This window comes from Pseudomonas sp. S5D5 (genome assembly GCF_003013355.1).
GTDB classification, from domain to species: Bacteria; Pseudomonadota; Gammaproteobacteria; order Pseudomonadales; family Pseudomonadaceae; genus Aquipseudomonas; species Aquipseudomonas aylmerensis.
Window position 1 is genome coordinate 4,207,329 of the sequence record NZ_PTEO01000001.1, and the last position, 21,440, is coordinate 4,228,768.

Consider the following 21,440-nt stretch of genomic DNA (forward strand, 5'->3'; position numbering starts at 1 on the left):
GGAGCCGGCTTGCCGGCGAAGGGGACACCAGATAGCAAAACGCCCCTGGTCATCACTGGCCAGGGGCGTCTGTTACCGCAACCGCTTACTCCATTGCCGAGACAAAACTGCTGATGAACTCGGCGTTGTCCACAATCCGATGGTGTGTCGTGTCGATCACCACCGAACGCTGGATGCCTGACTGGCCAATCACTTCGCGCATGCCTGTCTCAATCAGCGCCTGGTGAATACCGCCTTCGCTCAGGGCGGCCCACCAGCAATTGACCGGAGCCTTGATCGCACGGTAGTCGGCGTCTTGCAGGCGCTCGTCCAGCACCTGCTTGAGCGCCCAGGAACGCTCGGTCTCGCCGCCGATTTGCAACTCATCCTTGAGTACGCGGAAGCTGTCGCCCAGGGTCAGTTCGGCCCACTCGGACACACGTTGCCACTGCTCATCCTGCTCGCCGGCAGCCATATGCCAGACGTTGCGGATCTGCTCGGCATACGCCGGGAACATCACTGCCAACAAATCCACGCGGCGTTCGGCGGCGGAAATCACTCGTTCGTCCACCCGCGCGCCCTCTTGCCAGAATGCGGTAAAGCGCGCAGGCGGCGGCGCGTCGATCCAGCCCAGCAATTCCACGGTCCGGCCAGCTTGTTCCAGGCGGTACGCCACCTCCATCGCCAGGTTGCCTCCCAGTGACCAGCCGCCCAGACGGAAGGCGCCGTGGGGCTGGGCCAGCAACAGCTGTTGGGTGTAGTCCTCGACCATCTGCGCCCAGGTCGGCACCTCAACGCCCTCTTCCACCAGGGTCCGACAAATCACACCCAACACCGGACGCTGCTCACGCAATGCCAGGGCGATAGCCTTGTAACAATGCACCGAGCCAAAGCTTGGGTGGAACAGGTACAGCGGCGTGCCCTGGGTCTGGCTGTTGAGCCTGACGATCAACGAGCCACCGACATCCCCCTCGATACAGCGCGCCTGACCTGCGATAGTCGGGTGCAGCATCAGTTGATTGACCGCGAGCGTGACACCGCAGGCCTTGTGGATGCGGTCCTTGAGCAACAACACCAGCAACGAGTGGCCGCCCAGCTCGAAGAAGTTGTCGTGCAACCCCACACGCTCCACCTCCAGCACTTGCGCCCACACGGCGGCAAGCTGCTGTTCCAGTCCGGTCTGTGGTGCAACGTAATCGCGGTCGCTTGCTTGCGGTCTGGGCAGGGCCTTGCGATCTAGCTTGCCGTTGGGGCTCAGGGGCATCTGTTCCAGCACTACCCATTGCGCCGGGACCATATAGTCCGGCACGTGACTGGCCAGATAGGCGCTCAAACGCTCGCGCCAATCGTCGCCGGCTTGTTGCAGCACCAGGTAACCCACCAGATGCTTGCCACCGACCGCCAGCACGGTGGCCTCACGCACAACCGGGTGTTCGAGCAGGCGGGCTTCGATTTCTCCCAGCTCGATACGCAAACCGCGCAGCTTGACCTGATGATCAAGACGGCCCAGGTATTCAATGACGCCATTTGCACGCTGGCGCACGCGATCGCCAGTGCGATACAGGCGCGCACCGTTGTGGAACGGACAAGGAACGAAACGTTCGGCGGTCAGCGCCGGACGGCGGTGATAACTGCGTGCCAGGCCCGCGCCGCCAAGATACAGCTCCCCAGCGACGCCGACCGGCACGGGTGCCAAGTCGGCGTCCAACACATAAGTGCGCAGGTTGGCGATTGGCTCACCAATCGGCACCGTGTCGCGGCCTTCGTCGCGGCAGGTCCAGTGGGTCACGTCGATGGCTGCTTCGGTCGGGCCATACAGGTTATACAGGTCGGCGTGCGGCAATTTGGCGAAGACTTGCTGCTGGGCATCCACGGGCAGCGCCTCGCCGCTGCACACAATGCGCTGCAGGCTGTGACAGCTGGCAACCGCAGAATCCTGGAGGAACGCTTGCAACATCGAGGGCACGAAGTGCAATGTGGTGATCCGCTGCGCATTGATCAGCGCGACCAGCTTTTGCGGATCGCGGTGATCCCCCGGCGCGGCGACGACAAGCCGCGAGCCAGTCATCAGTGGCCAGAAGAACTCCCATACCGACACGTCGAAACTGAACGGCGTTTTTTGCAGCACGCTGTCGCGGGCATTCAAGCCGTAGGCTTCCTGCATCCAGCACAGCCGGTTGGTCAGTGCCGAATGGCGGTTGCCGGCGCCTTTGGGCTGACCGGTGGAACCGGAGGTGTAGATCACGTAGGCGAGGTTTTCGCCGTGCAAAACGATGCCTGGGTTCTCTTCGCTATAGCGTTCGAACGCAGATCCGCCCAGCACCAGGGTTTCCAAACCGGATGGAATCGGTAACTGGTCCAGCAAATGCGCCTGGGTCAGCAACAGTTTCACACCGCTATCTTCCAGCATGTACGCCAGCCGCTCACGCGGGTATTCAGGGTCCAGCGGCACATAGGCACCGCCAGCCTTGAGTATTGCCAACAAGCCGATGACCATTTCGATGGAGCGCTCAACCGCCAGCCCCACCAGCACATCCGGGCCCACACCGGCTTCCATCAAGCGATGGGCGAGTCGGTTGGCGCGGTGGTTCAACTCGGCGTAGTCCAGGCACTGTTGACCAAACACCAGGGCAGGCGCATCCGGTGTGCGGACGACCTGTTCTTCGACCAACTGATGCACGCAACGTTGCAATGGGTATTCTCGCGCGGTGGAATTCCAATCGTGAACGGCTGCTTGCCGCTCCTGAGGTTCCAGCAGCGGCAACTGGCCGATACGCTGCTGGGCATCGCGGGTCATGCCATTGAGCAGGTTCAGCCAATGGGCCGCCATCCGCGCCAATGTGGCAAGCTCGAACAGGTCCGTGGCGTAAGTCAGCGAGGCGGCAAGCCCCTCGGGGGACTCGTGGGTATTGAGGCTCAGGTCAAACTGAGCGGTATGATTGTCCCACTCCAGGCCACTGACGTGCAGGCCGGGTAATTGCTCATCTTCATCGCGGCCACTGGGTTGGGTCTGATGATTGAACAGCACCTGGAACAACGGGTTGAAACTCAGGTTGCGCTCAGGCTGCAAGGCTTCCACCAACTGCTCGAAGGGCAAGTCCTGATGGGCCTGGGCGTCCAGCGCACGCTGTTTGACCTGGGCGAGCAACTGAGCAACCGTCTGTTGGCCATCGATATCGGCCTTGGCCACCTGGGTGTTGACGAAAAAGCCGATCAGCCGTTCGGTTTCCACGCGGTTGCGGTTGGCCACGGGCACGCCCACGCGGATATCCGACTGACCGCTGTAGCGATGCAAGAGGGCCTGGAACGACGCCAGCAGTAACATGAACAGCGTCACGTCCTCGCGCTGGGCCAGCGCGCGCAGCTCCGTCACCAGGGCGGGCGGCACTTGGATGTCCAGGCTCGCGCCGCGATGACTTTGCTGACTCGGGCGGGCGTGATCCAGCGGCAGCTCCAATACCGGTTGTTCACCGCCGAGCAGGCCGCGCCAGTACTCCAACTGGCGGGTCTTCTCGCCCGCCTCCATCCACTGGCGCTGCCAAACTGCATAGTCAGCGTACTGGATCGGCAACGCTGGCAATTGCGGCGCCTGGCCCAGGCTGAAAGCGGCGTACAGCTGCACCAACTCATCGACCATGACCTGCATCGACCAGCCATCGGAAACGATGTGATGCTGCACCAGCACCAGCACATGATCGTCCTCGGCCACACGCAGCAGGCTCGCCCGCATCAACGGCCCCTGAGTCAGGTCGAAAGGCCGCGCGATCTGCGACTCCACTTCGGTACGGATCGCGGATGCGCAGATGTCGACCCGGACGACCTCAACGCTGGCCTGCTCGGCGATCACCTGCACAGCACGCTCACCGTCCTGCTGAAGGTAAGTCCGCAGGTTTTCGTGACGCGCTACCAGGGTGTCAAAACTGCGCTGCAGTGTCGACAGGTCAAGGCGCCCTTTCAGGCGCAGAGCGCTCGGCACATGGTAGGCGGCGCTACGCGGGTCCAGTTGCCAGAGGAACCATTGGCGCTCCTGGGCATAGGACAGCGGCAAGGGCTGATCGCGTCCGACCGCAACCAACGCCGGTGCCAGTGGCATGCCGCTGTCGGTCGAAAGCGCAGCGACAAACCCTTGCAGACGCGGTTGTTCGAACAGGCTTCGCAGCGCCACTTCCCTGCCCAACAGGTTGCGCAGGCGTGAGATGACCTGCATCGCCAACAGCGAGTGGCCGCCCATCTCAAAAAAGTGATCGGTCAACCCGACCCGCTCGGCGCCAAGGATATCGGCCCATACCGCTGCAACCTGTTGCTCCAGCTCAGTCACTGGGGCAACCCAGGCCTGCTGCGATTGGCTGGCGTCGGGTTTTGGCAACGCATGGCGATCCATCTTGCCATTGGGGTTCAGCGGCATGCGGTCGAGGAAAATCAGGTGCGCAGGCACCATGTAATCCGGCAGTTGTTCGCGCATGGCATTTTTGAGTGTTTCACCGTCTTGCTGCTCGGCGACCACATAAGCGACCAGTTGATTACCAGCGGCCAACACCAGCGTTTCACGTACGCCGTCCTGGGCCAGCAGCAATGCTTCGATTTCCCCCAATTCAATGCGGAAACCCCGAATCTTCACTTGATGGTCCACGCGGCCGACGTACTCAATCACACCATCGGCCCGGTACCGCGCCAGGTCGCCGGTGCGGTACAGGCGCTCGCCGGTTTCACCAAACGGGTCCGGCACAAAACGCTCGGCGGTGAGCAATGCGCGGTTCATATAGGCACGCGCCAAGCCGCAGCTGCTGCCGATATACAGCTCGCCCACGGCGCCCAGCGGTGCCAGGTTCAAGTCGCGGTCCAGCACATACAACGCACGACCTGGCAGCGAACGGCCAATCGGGCTGGCGGTGGCGCCAATCAGCTCGGAGCCTGCCGTGCAATCCAACATGCTCGACACAACAGTGGCTTCCGTAGGGCCGTAGGTATTGAGCAAGCGGACATGGCCAAGCCCGGCTTTGAGCCACTGCGCCGGACCGTCCAGCGGCATGGCTTCGCCGCCGATATGGACTTGGCGCAGCGCGCCATAGGTGCGCGGGCCCGCGGCCAGGCAGTCGAGCAGGAACAGGTTCCAATAGGCGGTTGGCAAGTCGGCCAGGGTGATGCCCTGGGCAATGATTTCGTCGTACAGCCGGGCGCTGTCCCACAAATCCGGGCCACGCAGGACAACCTTGGCGCCATGGGTCAGCGCCGGGTACAGCTGCTCGACGAAACCATCGAAATTCAGGGTGGCGAATTGCAGCACGCAATCATCCTGAGTTAGTCGCGAGTAACCTGCCGCAATACTCGAGAATTCGGTGAGTGCTGCGTGGTTGATCGCCACGCCTTTGGGCTTGCCGGTAGAACCGGAGGTGTAGATGACATAGGCGAGGTTTTGCGGGTCGACCGTTACCTGCGGATTGGTCCCAGGGTATAGAGTCATCTGCGCATCACTCAGGTCCAGCGTCGCCATACCTTCGGGCAACGACATTTCGATATGTGATTGGATCAGCACCAGCCGCACGCCGCTGTCTTCGAGCATATGCAACAGGCGCTCGCGTGGGTATTGCGGGTCCAGAGGCACATAGGCGCCGCCTGCCTTGAGCACGGCCAGCAGGCTGACCACCATCTCGAATGAGCGCTCCACCGCGACGCCCACCAGCACTTCCGGGCCGACACCCTGGGCGATAAGCGCATGGGCCAAACGGTTGGCCTGAAGATTCAACTCGCCATAACGCATGGACCGCGCCCCCAGGCACAGCGCTACCGCATCCGGGCGCCGTTGCGCCTGATGCTCGAACAAGTGCTGCACGCCCTGTTGAATCGCACATGCGGGGGCGGCGCTGTTCCATTCCTGCAGTAAGTGCAACTGCTCCTGGTGATCGAGCAGCGCCAGTTCGCCGATGGGCTGCATGGCATCCCGCGCCACACCTTCCAGCAGGTTCTGCCAATGCTGCGCCAGACGCGCAATGGTGGCGGCCTCAAACAGATCGGTGGCATAGGTCAGCGACGCCCAAAGACCGTCACTCGACTCCTGGGTATCCAGGCTCAAGTCGAAATGCGCGGTATGGCTGTCCCACGTCAGCCCTTCCACCCGCAAGCCGGGCAGTTGTTCCCCACGTGGTACACGTGCCTCGGACTGGTGGTTGAACATCACCTGGAACAGCGGATTGTGGCTGAGGCTGCGTTCCGGCTGCAGAGCTTCCACCAGTTGCTCGAACGGCAAATCCTGATTGGCCTGGGCATCGAGGGCGCGACGTTTGACCTGCTGCAAGAGCTGGGCAAAGGTCATCTGCCCGTCGATATCAACTTTGAGTACCTGGGTGTTGACGAAGAAACCGATCAGCCGCTCGATTTCCGCACGATTGCGGTTGGCAATCGGCACGCCGACGCGGATATCCGACTGGCCGCTGTAGCGATGCAGCAAGGTCTGGAACGACGCCAGCAACAGCATGAACAACGTCACGCCCTCGCGCTGCGCCAACGCCTTGAGGCCCGTAACAAGACCGCTATTCAAACCGACTTCCAGCAAAGCACCCCGGTAGCTCTGCGCCGCCGGGCGCGGATGATCCAGCGGCAACTCCAGCACCGGCTGTTCGCCGCCTAACAGTTCACGCCAGTAGTCCAATTGGCGCTGCTGCTCGCCGGCGTCCATCCAACCACGCTGCCACGCCGCATAATCGGCGTATTGCAGCGCGATCGCCGGTAGTTGCGCCGGCCTGCCCTGGCTGAACCCCGCGTAGAGTTGCACCAGCTCATCTACCATGACTTGCATCGACCAGCCATCGGACACGATATGGTGCTGGACCAGTACCAGCACATGTTCCTGCTCACTCAGTTGCAGCAACTTCACCCGCAGCAACGGGCCCTGGCGCAAGTCGAAAGGCCGGGCGATTTCCGCTTCGACCCGTGCCTGCACCTGTTGTGCAGACGCACCTTCCAAACGGGCGAAATCCAGCTGCAATGTGGCGATTGGCAGGATGTGCTGCAGCGTGTGCTCGCCGTCCGTGACAAACACAGTGCGCAAGGCTTCATGGCGCGCGAGCAAGACGTCAAAACTGCGCTGCAGAGCCGAGCGATCCAGTTGCCCGCTCAGGCGCAACGCATTGGGCACATGGTAGGCCGCGCTCTCGGGCTCCAATTGCCAGAGAAACCACTGACGCTCCTGGGCGTAGGACAACGCCAGCGGTCGGGCACGGGAGACTGCCACCATCGACGGTACCAGCAAGGTGTTATCCAGCGCCTGCAACGCCAGTACAAAGCCTTCCAACTGTGGCTGTTCGAACAGGGTGCGCAGGGCTACTTCACGCGCTAGTAACTGACGCAGGCGGGAAATGACCTGCATGGCCAGCAGTGAATGGCCGCCCAGTTCAAAGAAGTGATCGGTGAGGCCGATCCGCTCGACACCGAGGACGTCGGCCCAGATGGCCGCTACCTGGTGCTGCAAAGGGGTAACCGGCTCGACAAATACACCTTGGGACTGGGTAACGTCCGGCTGCGGCAAGCCTTTTCGATCGAGCTTGCCGTTGGGGGTCAGCGGCATCTGCGCCAGGAACATGAAGTGCGTCGGCACCATGTAGTCCGGCAGGTGGGTTTTCAGGGCGCGGCGCAAGGTCTCGCGAAACTCGGTTTCGTTGGTCAGCGGGCCATCGGCCGGAACCACATACGCGACCAGTTGCTTGCCGGTCGGGCCTTCGTGGGCCACCACGACGGTTTCACCGACGTTGTCCTGCTCACGCAAGCGCGCTTCGATTTCGCCCAGTTCGATCCGGAAACCGCGGATTTTCACTTGATGGTCGACGCGACCGAGGTAGTCCACCACGCCATCCGGACGCCCGCGGGTCAGGTCGCCGCTGCGATACACGCGGCTGCCCGGCTTGCCGAATGGGTCCGGCACGAAGCGCTCGGCGGTCAGTGCTGGACGCTCCAGGTAACCGCGCGCCACGCCCTCGCCGCCCAGGTACAACTCACCGGCGACGCCGACCGGTTGCAAGTTGAGCTGCGCGTCGAGGACGTAGCCGCTGCGGTTGCCCAGCAAGGTGCCAATCGGTGCATAGACCGCGCCGCACGGATCGCCTTTACGCGCTTTCCACAGCAACGGCGTGACCACGGTTTCGGTCGGGCCATAGCCGTTGAACAGGTAGGTCGGCTTGAGCGCACGCCAGGCCAGGTCGTAGCTGGCCTGCGCCACCGCGTCACCGCCGAAGCAGTACACACGGACCTTCGGTGGATTACCGTCGCGCTCGGCATGTTCGGCCAGTTGCTGCAGGTACACCGGCGGGAACACGGCCATGGTCACGTTGTGACGGTGCATCTGTTCGTAGGTGTACTCGGGCAGCCACAGGCTGTCATCGCGGATCAGCACGCTCGCGCCGTTGATCAACGGGTGCATCCAGCCTTCGTGGGAGCCGTCGAAGGCGAACGACATGAAGTGCAGTTCGCAATCGGCCGGACTGGTTTCATAGCGCTCGCCGGTGGCGATGATATGCGCTACCAGCGGACCGTGGGACACCGCCACGCCCTTGGGCATGCCGGTGGAGCCGGAGGTGTAGATCACGTAGGCGAGGTTGTCGCCGTCCAGCTTCACATCGGGCGCCGTGTCGCTGAACCCCGCCCACTCCTCAGTGCGATCAATCGCCAGGCTGGTCAATCCTGCCGGGATCGGCAGTTGCTGCAACGCGCGGCTGTCGGTGAGCAGCAATTGCGCGCGGCTGTCCTGCATCATGTACAGCAGGCGGTCGCGGGGGTATTCGATATCCAGCGGCACATACACGCCGCCGGCTTTCATCACCGCAAGGAACGCCACCATGATCTCGGCACTGCGTGGCATGGCGATGGCCACGCGCACTTCCGGGCCGACACCACGGGCGATCAGCGCATGAGCGAGGCGGTTGGCCTGGCGATCCAGCTCGCCGTAGGTCAGGGTCTGAGCGTCGAATTTCACCGCCACCGCCGCCGGGTTTTCCCGAGCGCGGTCGGCGACTCGTTCGTGGACCAGGCGCTTGGCCGGGAAACCCGCGTCGGTCTGGTTCCACAGCTGCAGGATATGTTGTTGCTCAGCCTGGCCCAGCAGACTCAATTGGCTGATGGGTTGCTGTTGGTCGGCAACCATCGCCTGCAACACGTTCTGCCAGTGATCGGCCATGCGCTCGATGGTAGAAGCTTCAAACAGGTCGGTGGCATACCCCAGTGACGCCCAGAGCCCGTCTGCCCCTTCTTGGACATCCAGGTCAAGATCGAAATGCGCAGTACGCCTGTCCCACGCCAATCCTTCGATGCGCAAGTGGGCCAGGGCCTGTGGCTCTTCACCTCGACGCCCTTCGGCCTGGTAATTGAACATCACCTGGAACAGTGGGTTGAGGCTCAGGCTACGCTCGGGCTGCAGGTGTTCTACCAGTTGTTCGAAGGGCAGGTCCTGATGCGCCTGGGCGTCCAACGCACGCTGCTTGACCTGGGCCAGCAACTGCGCAACGGTGGTCTGCCCATCGATATCGGCCTTGAGCACCTGGGTGTTGACGAAGAAGCCGATCAGGCGCTCGGTTTCCACGCGGTTGCGATTGGCGATCGGCACGCCCACGCGAATATCCTGCTGGCCACTGTAGCGGTGCAGCAAGGCCTGGAACGAAGCCAGCAACAGCATGAACAGCGTCACACCTTCGCGCTGGGCCAGGGCTTTTAGATCAGCGGCCAGCGCCGCTGACAACGACACGTCCAGGCGCGCCCCCCGATGACTCTGTTGAGCCGCACGCTGATGGTCGAACGGCAGTTCCAGCACCGGCTGCTCACCGCCAAGCAAGTCACGCCAGTAATCCAGCTGACGGACCTTCTCGCCGGCGTCCATCCAGGCACGCTGCCACACGGCATAGTCGGCATACTGGATCGGCATATCCGGCAGTTGCGGCGCCTGGCCCTGGCTGAACGCGGCATACAACTTCACCAGTTCTTCGACCATGATCTGCATCGACCAACCATCGGACACGATGTGATGCTGCACCAGCACCAGCACATGATCGTCCTCGGCCAGGCGCAACAAGGTCACACGCAGCAACGGCCCTTGCTGCAAATCAAATGGACGAGCAATCTCGGCTTCGACCTGCGCCTGCAAGTCAGCCTCGTCGACCAGCTCCAGCCTGATCGGCAAAGCGGCGTCAGGCAGAATCACCTGTCGTGCCCCGTCCGGTTGCTCCTGCACACAGGTGCGCAGGCTCTCATGACGGGCCATCAGGGCATCGAAACTGCGTTGCAGTGCCGAGGTATCCAAAGTGCCCTTGAGGCGCAGGGCACTGGGGATATGGTATGCGGCACTGTGGGGGTCCAGTTGCCACAGGAACCACTGGCGTTCCTGGGCGTAAGACAGCGGCAGCGGTTGTTCGCGACCGACCGCCAGCAAGGGGGGCGCCTGCTCACCTTCGCACGCCTCCAATACTTGCAGAGCGGTGGCGAAACCTTCGAGACGCGGTTGCTCGAAGACCAGTTTGAGTGGAACTTCACGGCCCAATACCTGGCGCAGGCGCGAAACCACCTGCATGGCCAAAAGCGAGTGCCCGCCCATTTCGAAAAAGTGATCGGTCAGCCCCACCCGCTCGGCCCCGAGAATGTCTGCCCAGACGGCGGCGACCTGTTGCTCCAGTTCGGTGACCGGCGCGACCCACACCTGCTGAGATTGACGGGCATCGGGTTTGGGCAGCGCCTGCCGGTCCAGCTTGCCGTTCGGGTTCAAGGGCATGCGCTCAAGGAAGATCAGGTGCGCAGGCACCATGTAGTCCGGCAGCTGTTCACGCAGGATCGACTTGAGCGCCTCGGCATCGTTCTGTTCGGCCACCAGATAGGCCACAAGCTGGTTATCGGCGGCCAGTACCAAGGTTTCACGCACGTTCGGCTGGGCCAGTAACAGCGCTTCGATTTCCCCCAGCTCAATACGAAAGCCGCGAATTTTTACTTGATGGTCAACCCGGCCCACATACTCGATCACACCATCGGCCCGGTATCGCGCCAGGTCGCCGGTGCGGTACAGGCGCTCGCCGGTTTCACCAAACGGATCCGGCACAAAACGCTCGGCGGTGAGCAATGCGCGGCTCATATAGGCACGCGCCAAGCCGCAGCTGCTGCCGATATACAGCTCGCCCACGGCGCCCAGCGGTGCCAGGTTCAAGTCGCGGTCCAGCACATACAGCGCACGACCTGGCAGCGAACGGCCAATCGGGCTGGCGGTGGCGCCAATCAGCTCGGAGCCTGCCGTGCAATCCAACACGCTCGACACAACGGTGGCTTCCGTAGGGCCGTAGGTATTGAGCAAGCGGACATGGCCAAGCCCGGCCTTGAGCCACTGCGCCGGACCGTCCAGCGGCATGGCTTCACCGCCGATATGGACTTGGCGCAGCGCGCCATAGGTGCGCGGGCCCGCGGCCAGGCAGTCGAGCAGGAACAGGTTCCAATAGGCGGTTGGCAAGTCGGCCAGGGTGATGCCCTGGGCAATGATTTCGTCGTACAGCCGAGCGCTGTCCCACAAATCCGGGCCACGCAGGACAACCGTGGCGCCATGGGTCAGCGCCGGGTACAACTGCTCGACAAACCCATCGAAATTCAGGGTAGCGAATTGAAGCACCCGGTCTTCAGCGGTCAACTGCGAGTAACCGGCGGCAATACTGGAGAATTCGGTCAGCGCCGCATGATTGATCGCCACGCCCTTGGGCTTGCCGGTGGACCCCGAGGTGTAGATCACGTAGGCCAGGTTTTGCGCGGCAACCACCACCTTCGGATCGCTCTCAGGGCACAACGCCAGGTGCGCATCCGCAAGATCGACCGTCGCCATGCCCTCAGGCAATGGCATCGCCACCTGGGCCTGGGTCAACACCAGGCGCACGCCACTGTCTTGGAGCATATGCAACAGACGTTCACGCGGGTATTGCGGGTCGAGCGGCACATAAGCACCGCCGGCCTTGAGCACTGCCAACAGACTGACCACCATGTCGAACGAGCGCTCGACCGCCACCCCCACCAACACTTCCGGGCCAATACCAAGGCCGATCAGGTGATGGGCCAGACGGTTTGCCTGGCGGTTCAGCTCGGCATAGCTGATGGACTGGTCGTCCAGGCGCAGGGCAATCGCATCGGGCCGCTGTCGGACCTGGGCCTGGAACAAGCCGTGGACGCCCACGACGTCTTCAAACGCCGCCGCGCTGCGGTTCCATTCTTGCAACAGATTGCGTTGCTCGTCATCGACCAGCATCCCGAGCTGTGCAATACGATTACCGGCGCGCCCGACTACCGCCCGTAACAACTGTTGCCAGTGCTCGGCCATGCGTTGCACGGTCGCCGCCTCGAACAGGTCGGTCGCATAGGTCAGCGAGGCCCAGATGCCTTCGGGCGACTCCTGGGTATCCAGGCTCAGGTCAAACTGCGCACTCTGGCTGTCCCACTCCAGAGCTTCCACGCTCAGGCCTGGCAACTGCTGCTCGCCACGTGGCCCGCGGCCTTCGGTCTGGTGGTTGAACATCACCTGGAACAGCGGGTTATGGCTCAGGCTGCGCTCGGGCTGCAAAGCCTCGACCAATTGTTCGAACGGCAGGTCCTGATGACTCTGGGCCTCCAAGGCACGTTGCTTAACCTGGGCCAGCAGCTGGCTGAAGGTCATGTGCCCGTCGATATCGGCCTTGAGCACCTGGGTATTGACGAAAAAGCCGATCAAACGCTCGGTTTCCGCGCGATTACGGTTGGCAATCGGCACGCCGACGCGGATATCCGACTGCCCGCTGTAGCGATACAACAAGGTCTGGAAGGACGCCAGCAGCAACATGAACAGCGTCACGCCTTCACGCTGGGCCAACGCCTTGAGCCCGTTGACCAGTGCCGCATCCAGGCGCATGTCGAGCCGTGCACCGCGATAGCTCTGTACGGCCGGACGCGGGTGATCCAGCGGGAGTTCGAGCATCGGTTGCTCACCGCCCAACTGCTCGCACCAATAGCCCAACTGACGCTCTTTTTCGCCGGCTTCCATCCAGCTGCGTTGCCACAGGGCGTAGTCCGGGTATTGGATCGACAAGTCCGGCAGACGCACATCATGGCCCTGGCTGTGCGCGAGGTACGACTGCACCAACTCGTCGACCATCACCTGCATCGACCAACCATCGGAGACGATGTGGTGCAGCACCAACACCAACACGTGCTCATCGGGTGCCAATTGCAGCAACTTGACCCGCAGCAGCGGGCCTTGTAGCAGATCGAAGGGCTTGGCGATTTCTGCTTGCACCCGCCTTTCAAGGTGCGCGGCATCAGCGCTTTCAAAGGCGATTTCAAGCGACAACTCGGGCCTGACCACCTGTAGCACCTGATCGACATCCTGATGCAAGTGAGTACGCAGGCTCTCATGGCGGGCAATCAGGCTATCGAAGCTGCGCTGCAAGGCCGCCCGGTCAAGGCGACCTTTCAAGCGCAAGGCGCGCGGCAGGTGGTAAGCCGGGCTCTGCGGCTCCAGCTGCCACAGAAACCACTGCCGCTCCTGCGCATAAGAGAGTCGAAGCGGCTCGCCTTCCTGGCGCTTGAAAACCGGGGCAATCTCAAACAGGTTGATGCCTTGCTGCTTGAGCATTACCGCCAACGCTTTCTTCTGTTGCGCAGAAAGTGAACCTACCGACTCGATTAATGCTTGCACGCCACGCCCCTCAGGAAATCAATTTATCCAAATCTTCTGCTGATAGACGTTTGAGGGCCTCCAAGGATTTAGCCAATGCGTCCTGCACCGGCGAATTATTTGTCTGCTGCGCCGCCACGTAGGCGCTGAAATCGGCCAGGGTCGGGGTGGTGAAGATCGATTTCACATCGAACTCGGCGTGCAATTGCTCGCGCAGGCGCACCACCACCTGCGTCGCCAGCAGCGAATGCCCGCCCAGTTCGAAGAAGTTGTCGTTCAGGCCCACCCGCTCCACGTCGAGCACCTCGGCCCAGATGGCGGCGATCTGCTGCTCCAACTCGCTGGACGGCGCCACGTAGGCGCGTGCCTGCAGGTTGGCATCGGCCTTGGGCAGCGCCTTGCGGTCGAGCTTGCCGTTGGGGCTCAGCGGCATCTGCTCCAGCAGCATCCACTGCGCAGGCACCATGTAGTCCGGCAGGTGCTGGGCCAGGTGTGCGCTGAGCACATCGCGCCAATCGTCGGCGGCATCGTGCAGCACCAGGTAGCCGACCAGGTATTTGCCGTCGACGGCCAGTACGGCGGTCTCGCGGACCCAGTCGTGTTCCAGCAGGCGCGCTTCGATTTCGCCCAGCTCGATGCGCAGGCCGCGCAGCTTGACTTGATGGTCGATCCGCCCGGCGTACTCGATCACGCCGTCTGCGCGGTAGCGTGCCAGGTCGCCAGTGCGATACAGGCGCTCGCCGTCGACAAACGGATGCGCGATAAAGCGCTCGGCAGTCAGCGCGGGACGGCGATGGTAACCCCGCGCCAGGCCCACGCCGCCCAGATACAGCTCGCCGAGCACACCCACCGGCGCCGGCTCGAAGTTGTCGTCGAGGATGTAGCAACCGAGGTTGGCAATTGGACGCCCAATCGGCACCGCATCGCGGCCTTCATCGATGCAGGTCCAGTGGGTCACGTCGATGGCCGCCTCGGTCGGGCCGTACAGATTGTAGAGCCCGGCCTGCGGCAGTTTGGCGAACACCTGCTGCTGCGCATCCACCGGCAACGCCTCGCCGCTGCACACGATACGGTGCAAGGTGTGGCAGGTCGCAACCGCCGGATCCTGCAGGAATGCCTGCAGCATCGACGGCACAAAGTGCAGCGTGGTGACCTGCTCGGCATTGATCAGGTTGACCAGTTTGGCCGGATCGCGGTGATCCCCCGGCGCCGCGACCACCAGGCGCGCGCCGGTCATCAGCGGCCAGAAGAACTCCCACACCGACACGTCGAAGCTGAACGGGGTCTTTTGCAGGACCGTGTCGCTGACATCCAGGCCATAGGCTTCCTGCATCCAGTGCAGACGGTTGGCCAGGGCCGAGTGACGGTTGCCGGCGCCTTTGGGCTGGCCGGTGGAGCCGGAGGTGTAGATCACATACGCGAGGTTTTCGCCGTCCAGCACGATGCCTGGGTTGCTGTCGTTGTACTCTTCAAAGGCAGACTCGCCCAGCACCAAGGTTTCCAGGCTGGTGGGAATCGGCAGTTGCTCGCGCAAGTGCGCCTGGGTCAGCAGCAGCTTCACGCCACTGTCGTCGAGCATGTAGGCCAGGCGCTCGCGTGGGTACTCCGGGTCGAGCGGCACATAGGCGCCACCGGCCTTGAGCACCGCGAGCAGGCCGACCACCATCTCGACGCAACGCTCCACGGCCAGGCCGACCAGCACATCCGGGCCCACACCCGCCTCGATCAAGCGATGGGCCAGGCGATTGGCGCGACGGTTCAATTCGGCGTAGCTCAAGCGCTGCTCGGCGAATACCAGGGCCGGCGCGTCCGGCGTTCGCGTTACCTGCTGTTCAATCCGTTGATGCACACAGTCCTGCAGGGGATAGTCACGCGCCGTGGCATTCCAGTCCCGCACGACTTGCTGGCGCTCGGCCGGGTCGAGCATGGCCAGCTCGCCAAGGTGTTGTTGCCCGCCCTGGAGCATGGCCTGCAGCAGGTTGACCAGGTGGCGCGCATAGCTGTGCACCGTGGCCGCACTGAAATGCGCGCGGGCAAAGCCGAACTGCACTGACAGCGTGTCGCCGACGTCCACCAGCACGGTCAGCGGGAAGCTGGTCTGCTCGTGGGAATGCGGCGTGCCGAAGCGAATGCCGCTGCCGCCGCTCTGTTCCAGGGCCTTGGATACCGGGTAGTTTTCGAACACCAGAATGTTGTCGAACAAGGCCTCGCCGCCCTGCCCGGCCCAGCGCTGGATGTCGTACAAGCCGGTGTGTTCATGCTCGCGCAGGGCCAGGTTCTGCGCCTGCACCGCTTGCAGCCAGTCGGCCACCGATTGCTGGCCCTCCACCGCGCTGATCACCGGCAAGGTGTTGATGAACAGGCCGACCTGTTGCTCGACCCCGGCCAATTCGGCCGGGCGCCCGGCCACGGTGGCGCCGAAGCACACCACCGCCTGCCCGCTGTGGCGTTGCAACAGGATCAGCCACGCCGCCTGAATCAAGGTATTGAGCGTGACCTTGTGGCTGCGCGCGAAAGATTCCAGGCGCGCGGTCAAGGCACGGTCCAGCTGCAGTTGATGCTCGCCATGCCCCTGCGCGGCCAGCGGCTGACTGCTGCCCAGGCGGGTCGGGGTGTGCAGCACGGCCAGTTGTTCACGCCAGAAGGTTTCGGTTGCCTGTGCGTCACGCTGTTGCAGCCAGTCGATGTAGTCGCGGTAACGCCCGGCGGCCTGCGGCACGGCGACGCCGGCATAACGTTGCAGCACTTCACCGAACAGCCGCGAATTGCTCCAGCCGTCCATCAGGATGTGGTGATTGGTGTAGATCAGCTCATGGCGTTGCTCATCGGTGCGCGCCAGCACCAGGCGCACCAGCGGCGCCTTGGTCAGGTCAAACCCCTGGCGGCGCTGGGCCTCCTGCAGGTTTTGCAGCTCCGCCTCACGCTCGGGCATCGCTCGCCAATCAAGCACGTCAATCGGCAACCGCGCCTCGCGGTACACCACTTGGCATGGCCACTCCAGCTGCCCTTCCCAGAAGAAACCACTGCGCAATACGTCATGAGCCTGCACGGTGGCATCCCAGGCATGCTGGAAGCGCGCCACGTCCAGGTTGTCGACGGTCACGCGGATCTGGTTGATGTAGTCGCCCGCGGCCTGTTCATACAAGGTGTGGAACAACATGCCCTGCTGCATCGGCGACAAGCTGTAGATGTCTTCGATGGCGTCGGCGGCCAGCGGCAAGGACTCCAACTGCGCCTGGTTTAGGCGCGACAACGGGAAGTCGCACGCCGTAAAGCCTCGGTTGCCAGGCGTGCAGCAATGCTCCACCAGGGCATTCAGTTCCTCGGTATAGGCCACGCTGAGCGCCTGGATCGCGGCGGGGTCGAACATCAGCGGGCTGAAGGTCCAACCCAGTTGCAGTTCACCGCCATACACCTGGCCGTTGAGCGTCAACCAGTTGCCCAATGGCGCCTCGGGGCTTTGTTCGGCGCCGGCGCTTTCTGCCGACGGGATGAACAGGCCGTCCGGCTGGTCGAAACTGGCGTCGATCTGGCCCAGGTAGTTGAAGGTGATGCGCGGCACCGGCAAGCCACTGAAGGCCTCGCGCGTGGCGTCATCGCCCAGGTAGCGCAGCGCGCCGAAGCCCAGGCCTTTGTCCGGGACAGCGCGCAGCTGTTGCTTGATCTGCTTGATCGACGTGGCAAGCGACTCGGCCGGGGTCAGGCGCACCGGGAACAGGCTGGTGAACCAGCCCAGGGTGCGGGTCAGGTCGATCTCGTCAAACAGGTCTTCACGGCCGTGCCCTTCCAGCTGGATCAGGCTCGAAGCGTGCCCGGTCCAGCGGCAGATCACGCGCGCCAGCGCGGTCAGCAGCAGGTCGTTGATCTGCGTACGGTAGGCCGTCGGCGCCTGCTGCAGCAGCTGCCGGGTGCGTTCGGCATCCAGTTGACTGATCACGGTCTGGGCCAGGCGGACGGGGCGCGCACCCTGTGGATCACGGCAAGGCAAGTCGGTCGGCAGGCCTTGCAGCTGTTGCAGCCAGAAGTCTTTCTCGGCACGGATCGATTCGCTGCGGGCATGGTCCTGCAGACGCTCGGCCCAGGCCTTGAACGACGAGGTCTTGGCCGGCAGCGATTGGTGGCGGTACAGGCTCTGCAAGTCTTCGAGGAACACCCGCCAGGACACGCCGTCCACCACCAGGTGGTGCATGACCAAGAGCAGGCGCTGGGAACCGTCGGCCAGTTCGGCGAGAACCGCGCGCAACAACGGCCCCTGCTGCAGGTCGAGGCTGCGCTGGGCGCTTTCGCACAGGGCGGCCAGTTCATCGGCATCCTGCACACGGGCTTGCCACAGCACCGGCGTAACGGCTGCGGCATGCTCGGCCTGCCACCCCGCGGCGTGCGGGCTGAAGCGCAGGCGCAAGCCATCATGGTGCGCGATCAGCCCTTGCAAGGCCGTTTCCAGGCGGTCGCCCTCCATCACCTCGCGAGGGGTCAGCAGCAGTGACTGGTTCCAGTGGTGTTGCTCGGGCAATTGCATCCCGAAGAACAGTTGCTGGAACGGCAGCAACGGCGTCGTGCCCTGCACCGGCCCCTGGTCGATGACCTGGGCCACCTGCAACTGCGCCACCCGCGCCAGGCTGCGCACGGTCTGGTGCTGGAACAGCGCTTTGGCGGTGAAATGAATGCCGGCTGCCCGGGCGCGGCTGACCACCTGGATCGAGATGATCGAGTCGCCGCCGCGCTCGAAGAAGTTGTCGTTCAAGCCCACGTGCTCGATGCCCAGCACCTCGGCCCAGATCGCGGCAATCTGCTGCTCCAGGGCAGTGTGCGGCGCTTCGTATTGCTGCGTGGCCTCGGGCTTGGGCAGGGCCTTGCGGTCGAGCTTGCCGTTCGGGCTCAAGGGCATCTGGTCGAGTACCACCCACTGCGCCGGCACCATGTAGTCGGGCAGGTGCTGAGCCAGATGAGCACCGAGTACTTCGCGCCAATCATCGCCGGCGCTGTGCAACACCAGGTAGCCGACCAGGTATTTGCCGTCGACGGCCAGTACGGCGGTCTCGCGAACCCAATCATGGTCGAGCAGGCGCGCTTCGATTTCACCCAGTTCGATACGCAGGCCGCGCAACTTGACCTGATGGTCGATACGCCCGGCGTACTCGATCACGCCGTCTGCGCGGTAGCGCGCGAGGTCGCCGGTGCGGTACAGGCGTTCGCCCTTGATGAACGGGTGGGCGATAAAGCGCTCGGCGGTAAGTGCCGGACGACGGTGATAACCACGGGCCAGGCCGATGCCGCCCAGGTACAGCTCGCCCAGCACGCCAACCGGTACAGGTTCGAAGTTGCTGTCGAGGATGTAGCAGCTGAGGTTGGCAATCGGACGGCCTATCGGCACCGCATCGCGCTCTTCATCGATGCAGGTCCAGTGGGTCACGTCGATAGCCGCTTCGGTCGGGCCATACAGGTTGTAGAGCCCGGCCTGGGGCAGTTTGGCGAAGACTTGCTGCTGCGCATCCACCGGTAACGCTTCGCCGCTGCACACAATGCGCTGCAGGCTTTGGCAACTCGACACCGCCGGGTCCTGCAGGAATGCCTGCAGCATCGACGGCACAAAGTGCAGCGTGGTAATGCGCTCGGCATTAATCAGGCTGACCAGCCGGGCCGGATCGCGATGATCCCCCGGCGCGGCAACCACCAGGCGCGAGCCGGTCATCAGCGGCCAGAAGAACTCCCACACCGACACATCGAAGCTGAACGGGGTCTTTTGCAGCACGCTGTCGCTGACCTCCAGGCCATACGCCTCCTGCATCCATTGCAGGCGGTTGAGCAATGCCGAATGACGGTTGCCGGCACCTTTGGGCTGGCCGGTGGAACCCGAGGTGTAGATCACGTAGGCGAGGTTTTCGCCGTCCAGCGCGATGCCTGGGTTGGTGTCGCTGTAGTGCTCAAAGACGGACTCGCCCAGCACCAGCGTTTCCAGGCCTTGGGGAATCGGCAACTGCTCACGCAGATGCGCCTGGGTCAGCAGCAGTTTCACCCCGCTGTCGTCGAGCATGTAGGCCAGGCGCTCACGTGGGTACTCCGGGTCCAGCGGCACATAGGCACCACCGGCCTTGAGCACCGCGAGCAGGCCAACCACCATTTCAATGGAGCGCTCGACTGCCAGGCCGACCAGCACGTCGGGGCCGACACCGGCTTCGATCAGGCGATGGGCCAGGCGGTTGGCACGACGGTTCAGTTCGGCATAGCTCAGGGACAGGTGGTTGAAGCGCACTGCCGGTGCGTCCGGCTGCGCCAGCACCTGCGCCTCGATCAACTGATGTACCCACTGCCCTTGCGGATAATCGCGCGCGGTGGCGTTCCACTGGTCAAGCATCTGCTCGCGCTCGTTGGCGCTGAGGGTCGCCAGGTCCTGCACCGGCAACGCGCTGTTCGCCACGGCGGCACGCAGCAGGCTCAGCCAGTGCTCGGCCATGCGCGCCACGGTGGCGGCGCCGAACAGGTCGGTGGCGTAAGTCAGGGAGGCCCAGATCGCGTCGCCGCTCTCCTGAGTGTCCAGGCTCAGGTCGAACTGGGCGCTGTGGCTGTCCCATTCCAGGTGGGCCACGCGCAGGCCAGGCAATTGCTGCTCTGCTGTGTGTGAGTGGGCCTGGTGGTTGAACATCACCTGGAACAGCGGGTTGTGGCTCAGGCTACGTTCCGGTTGCAGCGCCTCCACCAATTGCTCGAAGGGCAAATCCTGATGAGCCTGGGCCTCCAGCGCGCGGCGCTTGGTGTGCTGCAGCAGTGCGGTAAAGGGCATGGCGCCGTCGACGTCGGCCTTGAGCACTTGGGTGTTGACGAAAAAGCCGATCAGCGACTCGGTCTCGACACGGTTGCGGTTGGCAATCGGCACGCCGACACGGATGTCCGATTGCCCGCTGTAGCGGTACAGGAAGGCCTGGAACGACGCCAGCAGCAACATGAACATCGTCACGCCTTCACGTTGGGCCAGGGCTTTCAAGCCTGCAACCAGGGCCGGTTCGAGCACGATGTCCTGGCGCGCGCCCCGAAAGCTCTGTTGCGCCGGACGCGGCTGGTCGAAGGGCAATTCCAGTACCGGCTGCGCGCCGCTGAGCAGTTCGCGCCAGTAGTTCAATTGACGGGCCTTCTCCCCGGCCTCCATCCAGCGGCGCTGCCACAGCGCGTAGTCGGCATACTGGATCGGCAGCGGCGCCAGCACACAGTCCTGGCCCTGGCTGTAGGCGGCGTAGAGCTGCATCAACTCCTGCACCATCACGCCCATCGACCAGCCATCGGAGACGATATGGTGCTGCACCAGCACCAGCACGTGCTCGTCTTCGCTCACGGCGAGCAAGCTGACCCGCAACAATGGACCTTGCTGTAAATCGAAAGGCCGGGCGATTTCCGCTTCGACGCGGGATGTGAGCTGGGTCTCGTCGACTGCGCTTTCAGCGATTTCGATCACGGCGTGGGCCAGCACCTCCTGGGCACGCTCCTCGGCGTCCAGGTGCAGGCGCGTGCGCAGGCTTTCATGGCGCGCCACCAGCGTGTCGAAGCTGCGTTGCAGAGCGGCCTTGTCCAACTGGCCACTCAGGCGCAGGGCGCCGGGCACGTGATAGGCAGCGCTGTCCGGATCCAGTTGCCAGAGAAACCACTGGCGCTCCTGGGCGTAGGACAATGGCAGTTTCTGGCCGTCCTCGCGGATCGAGGCAATCGGCAGTTGGGCGAAACTCATGCCACGGCTTTGCAGGCGCTGGTAAAACTGCTGGCGCTGTTCCAGAGGCAGGCGAAGAAAGCGCGAAACCAGATCGATATTAGGGTTGGAAAGCAT

Annotated in this window: 1 pseudogene; it reads right to left on the reverse strand. The window is 63.3% G+C overall.

Annotation, left to right across the window (positions count from 1 at the left end):
• Positions 1–85 precede the first annotated feature (85 nt).
• Positions 86–21,440: pseudogene (locus tag C9990_RS33115) on the reverse strand (non-ribosomal peptide synthase/polyketide synthase).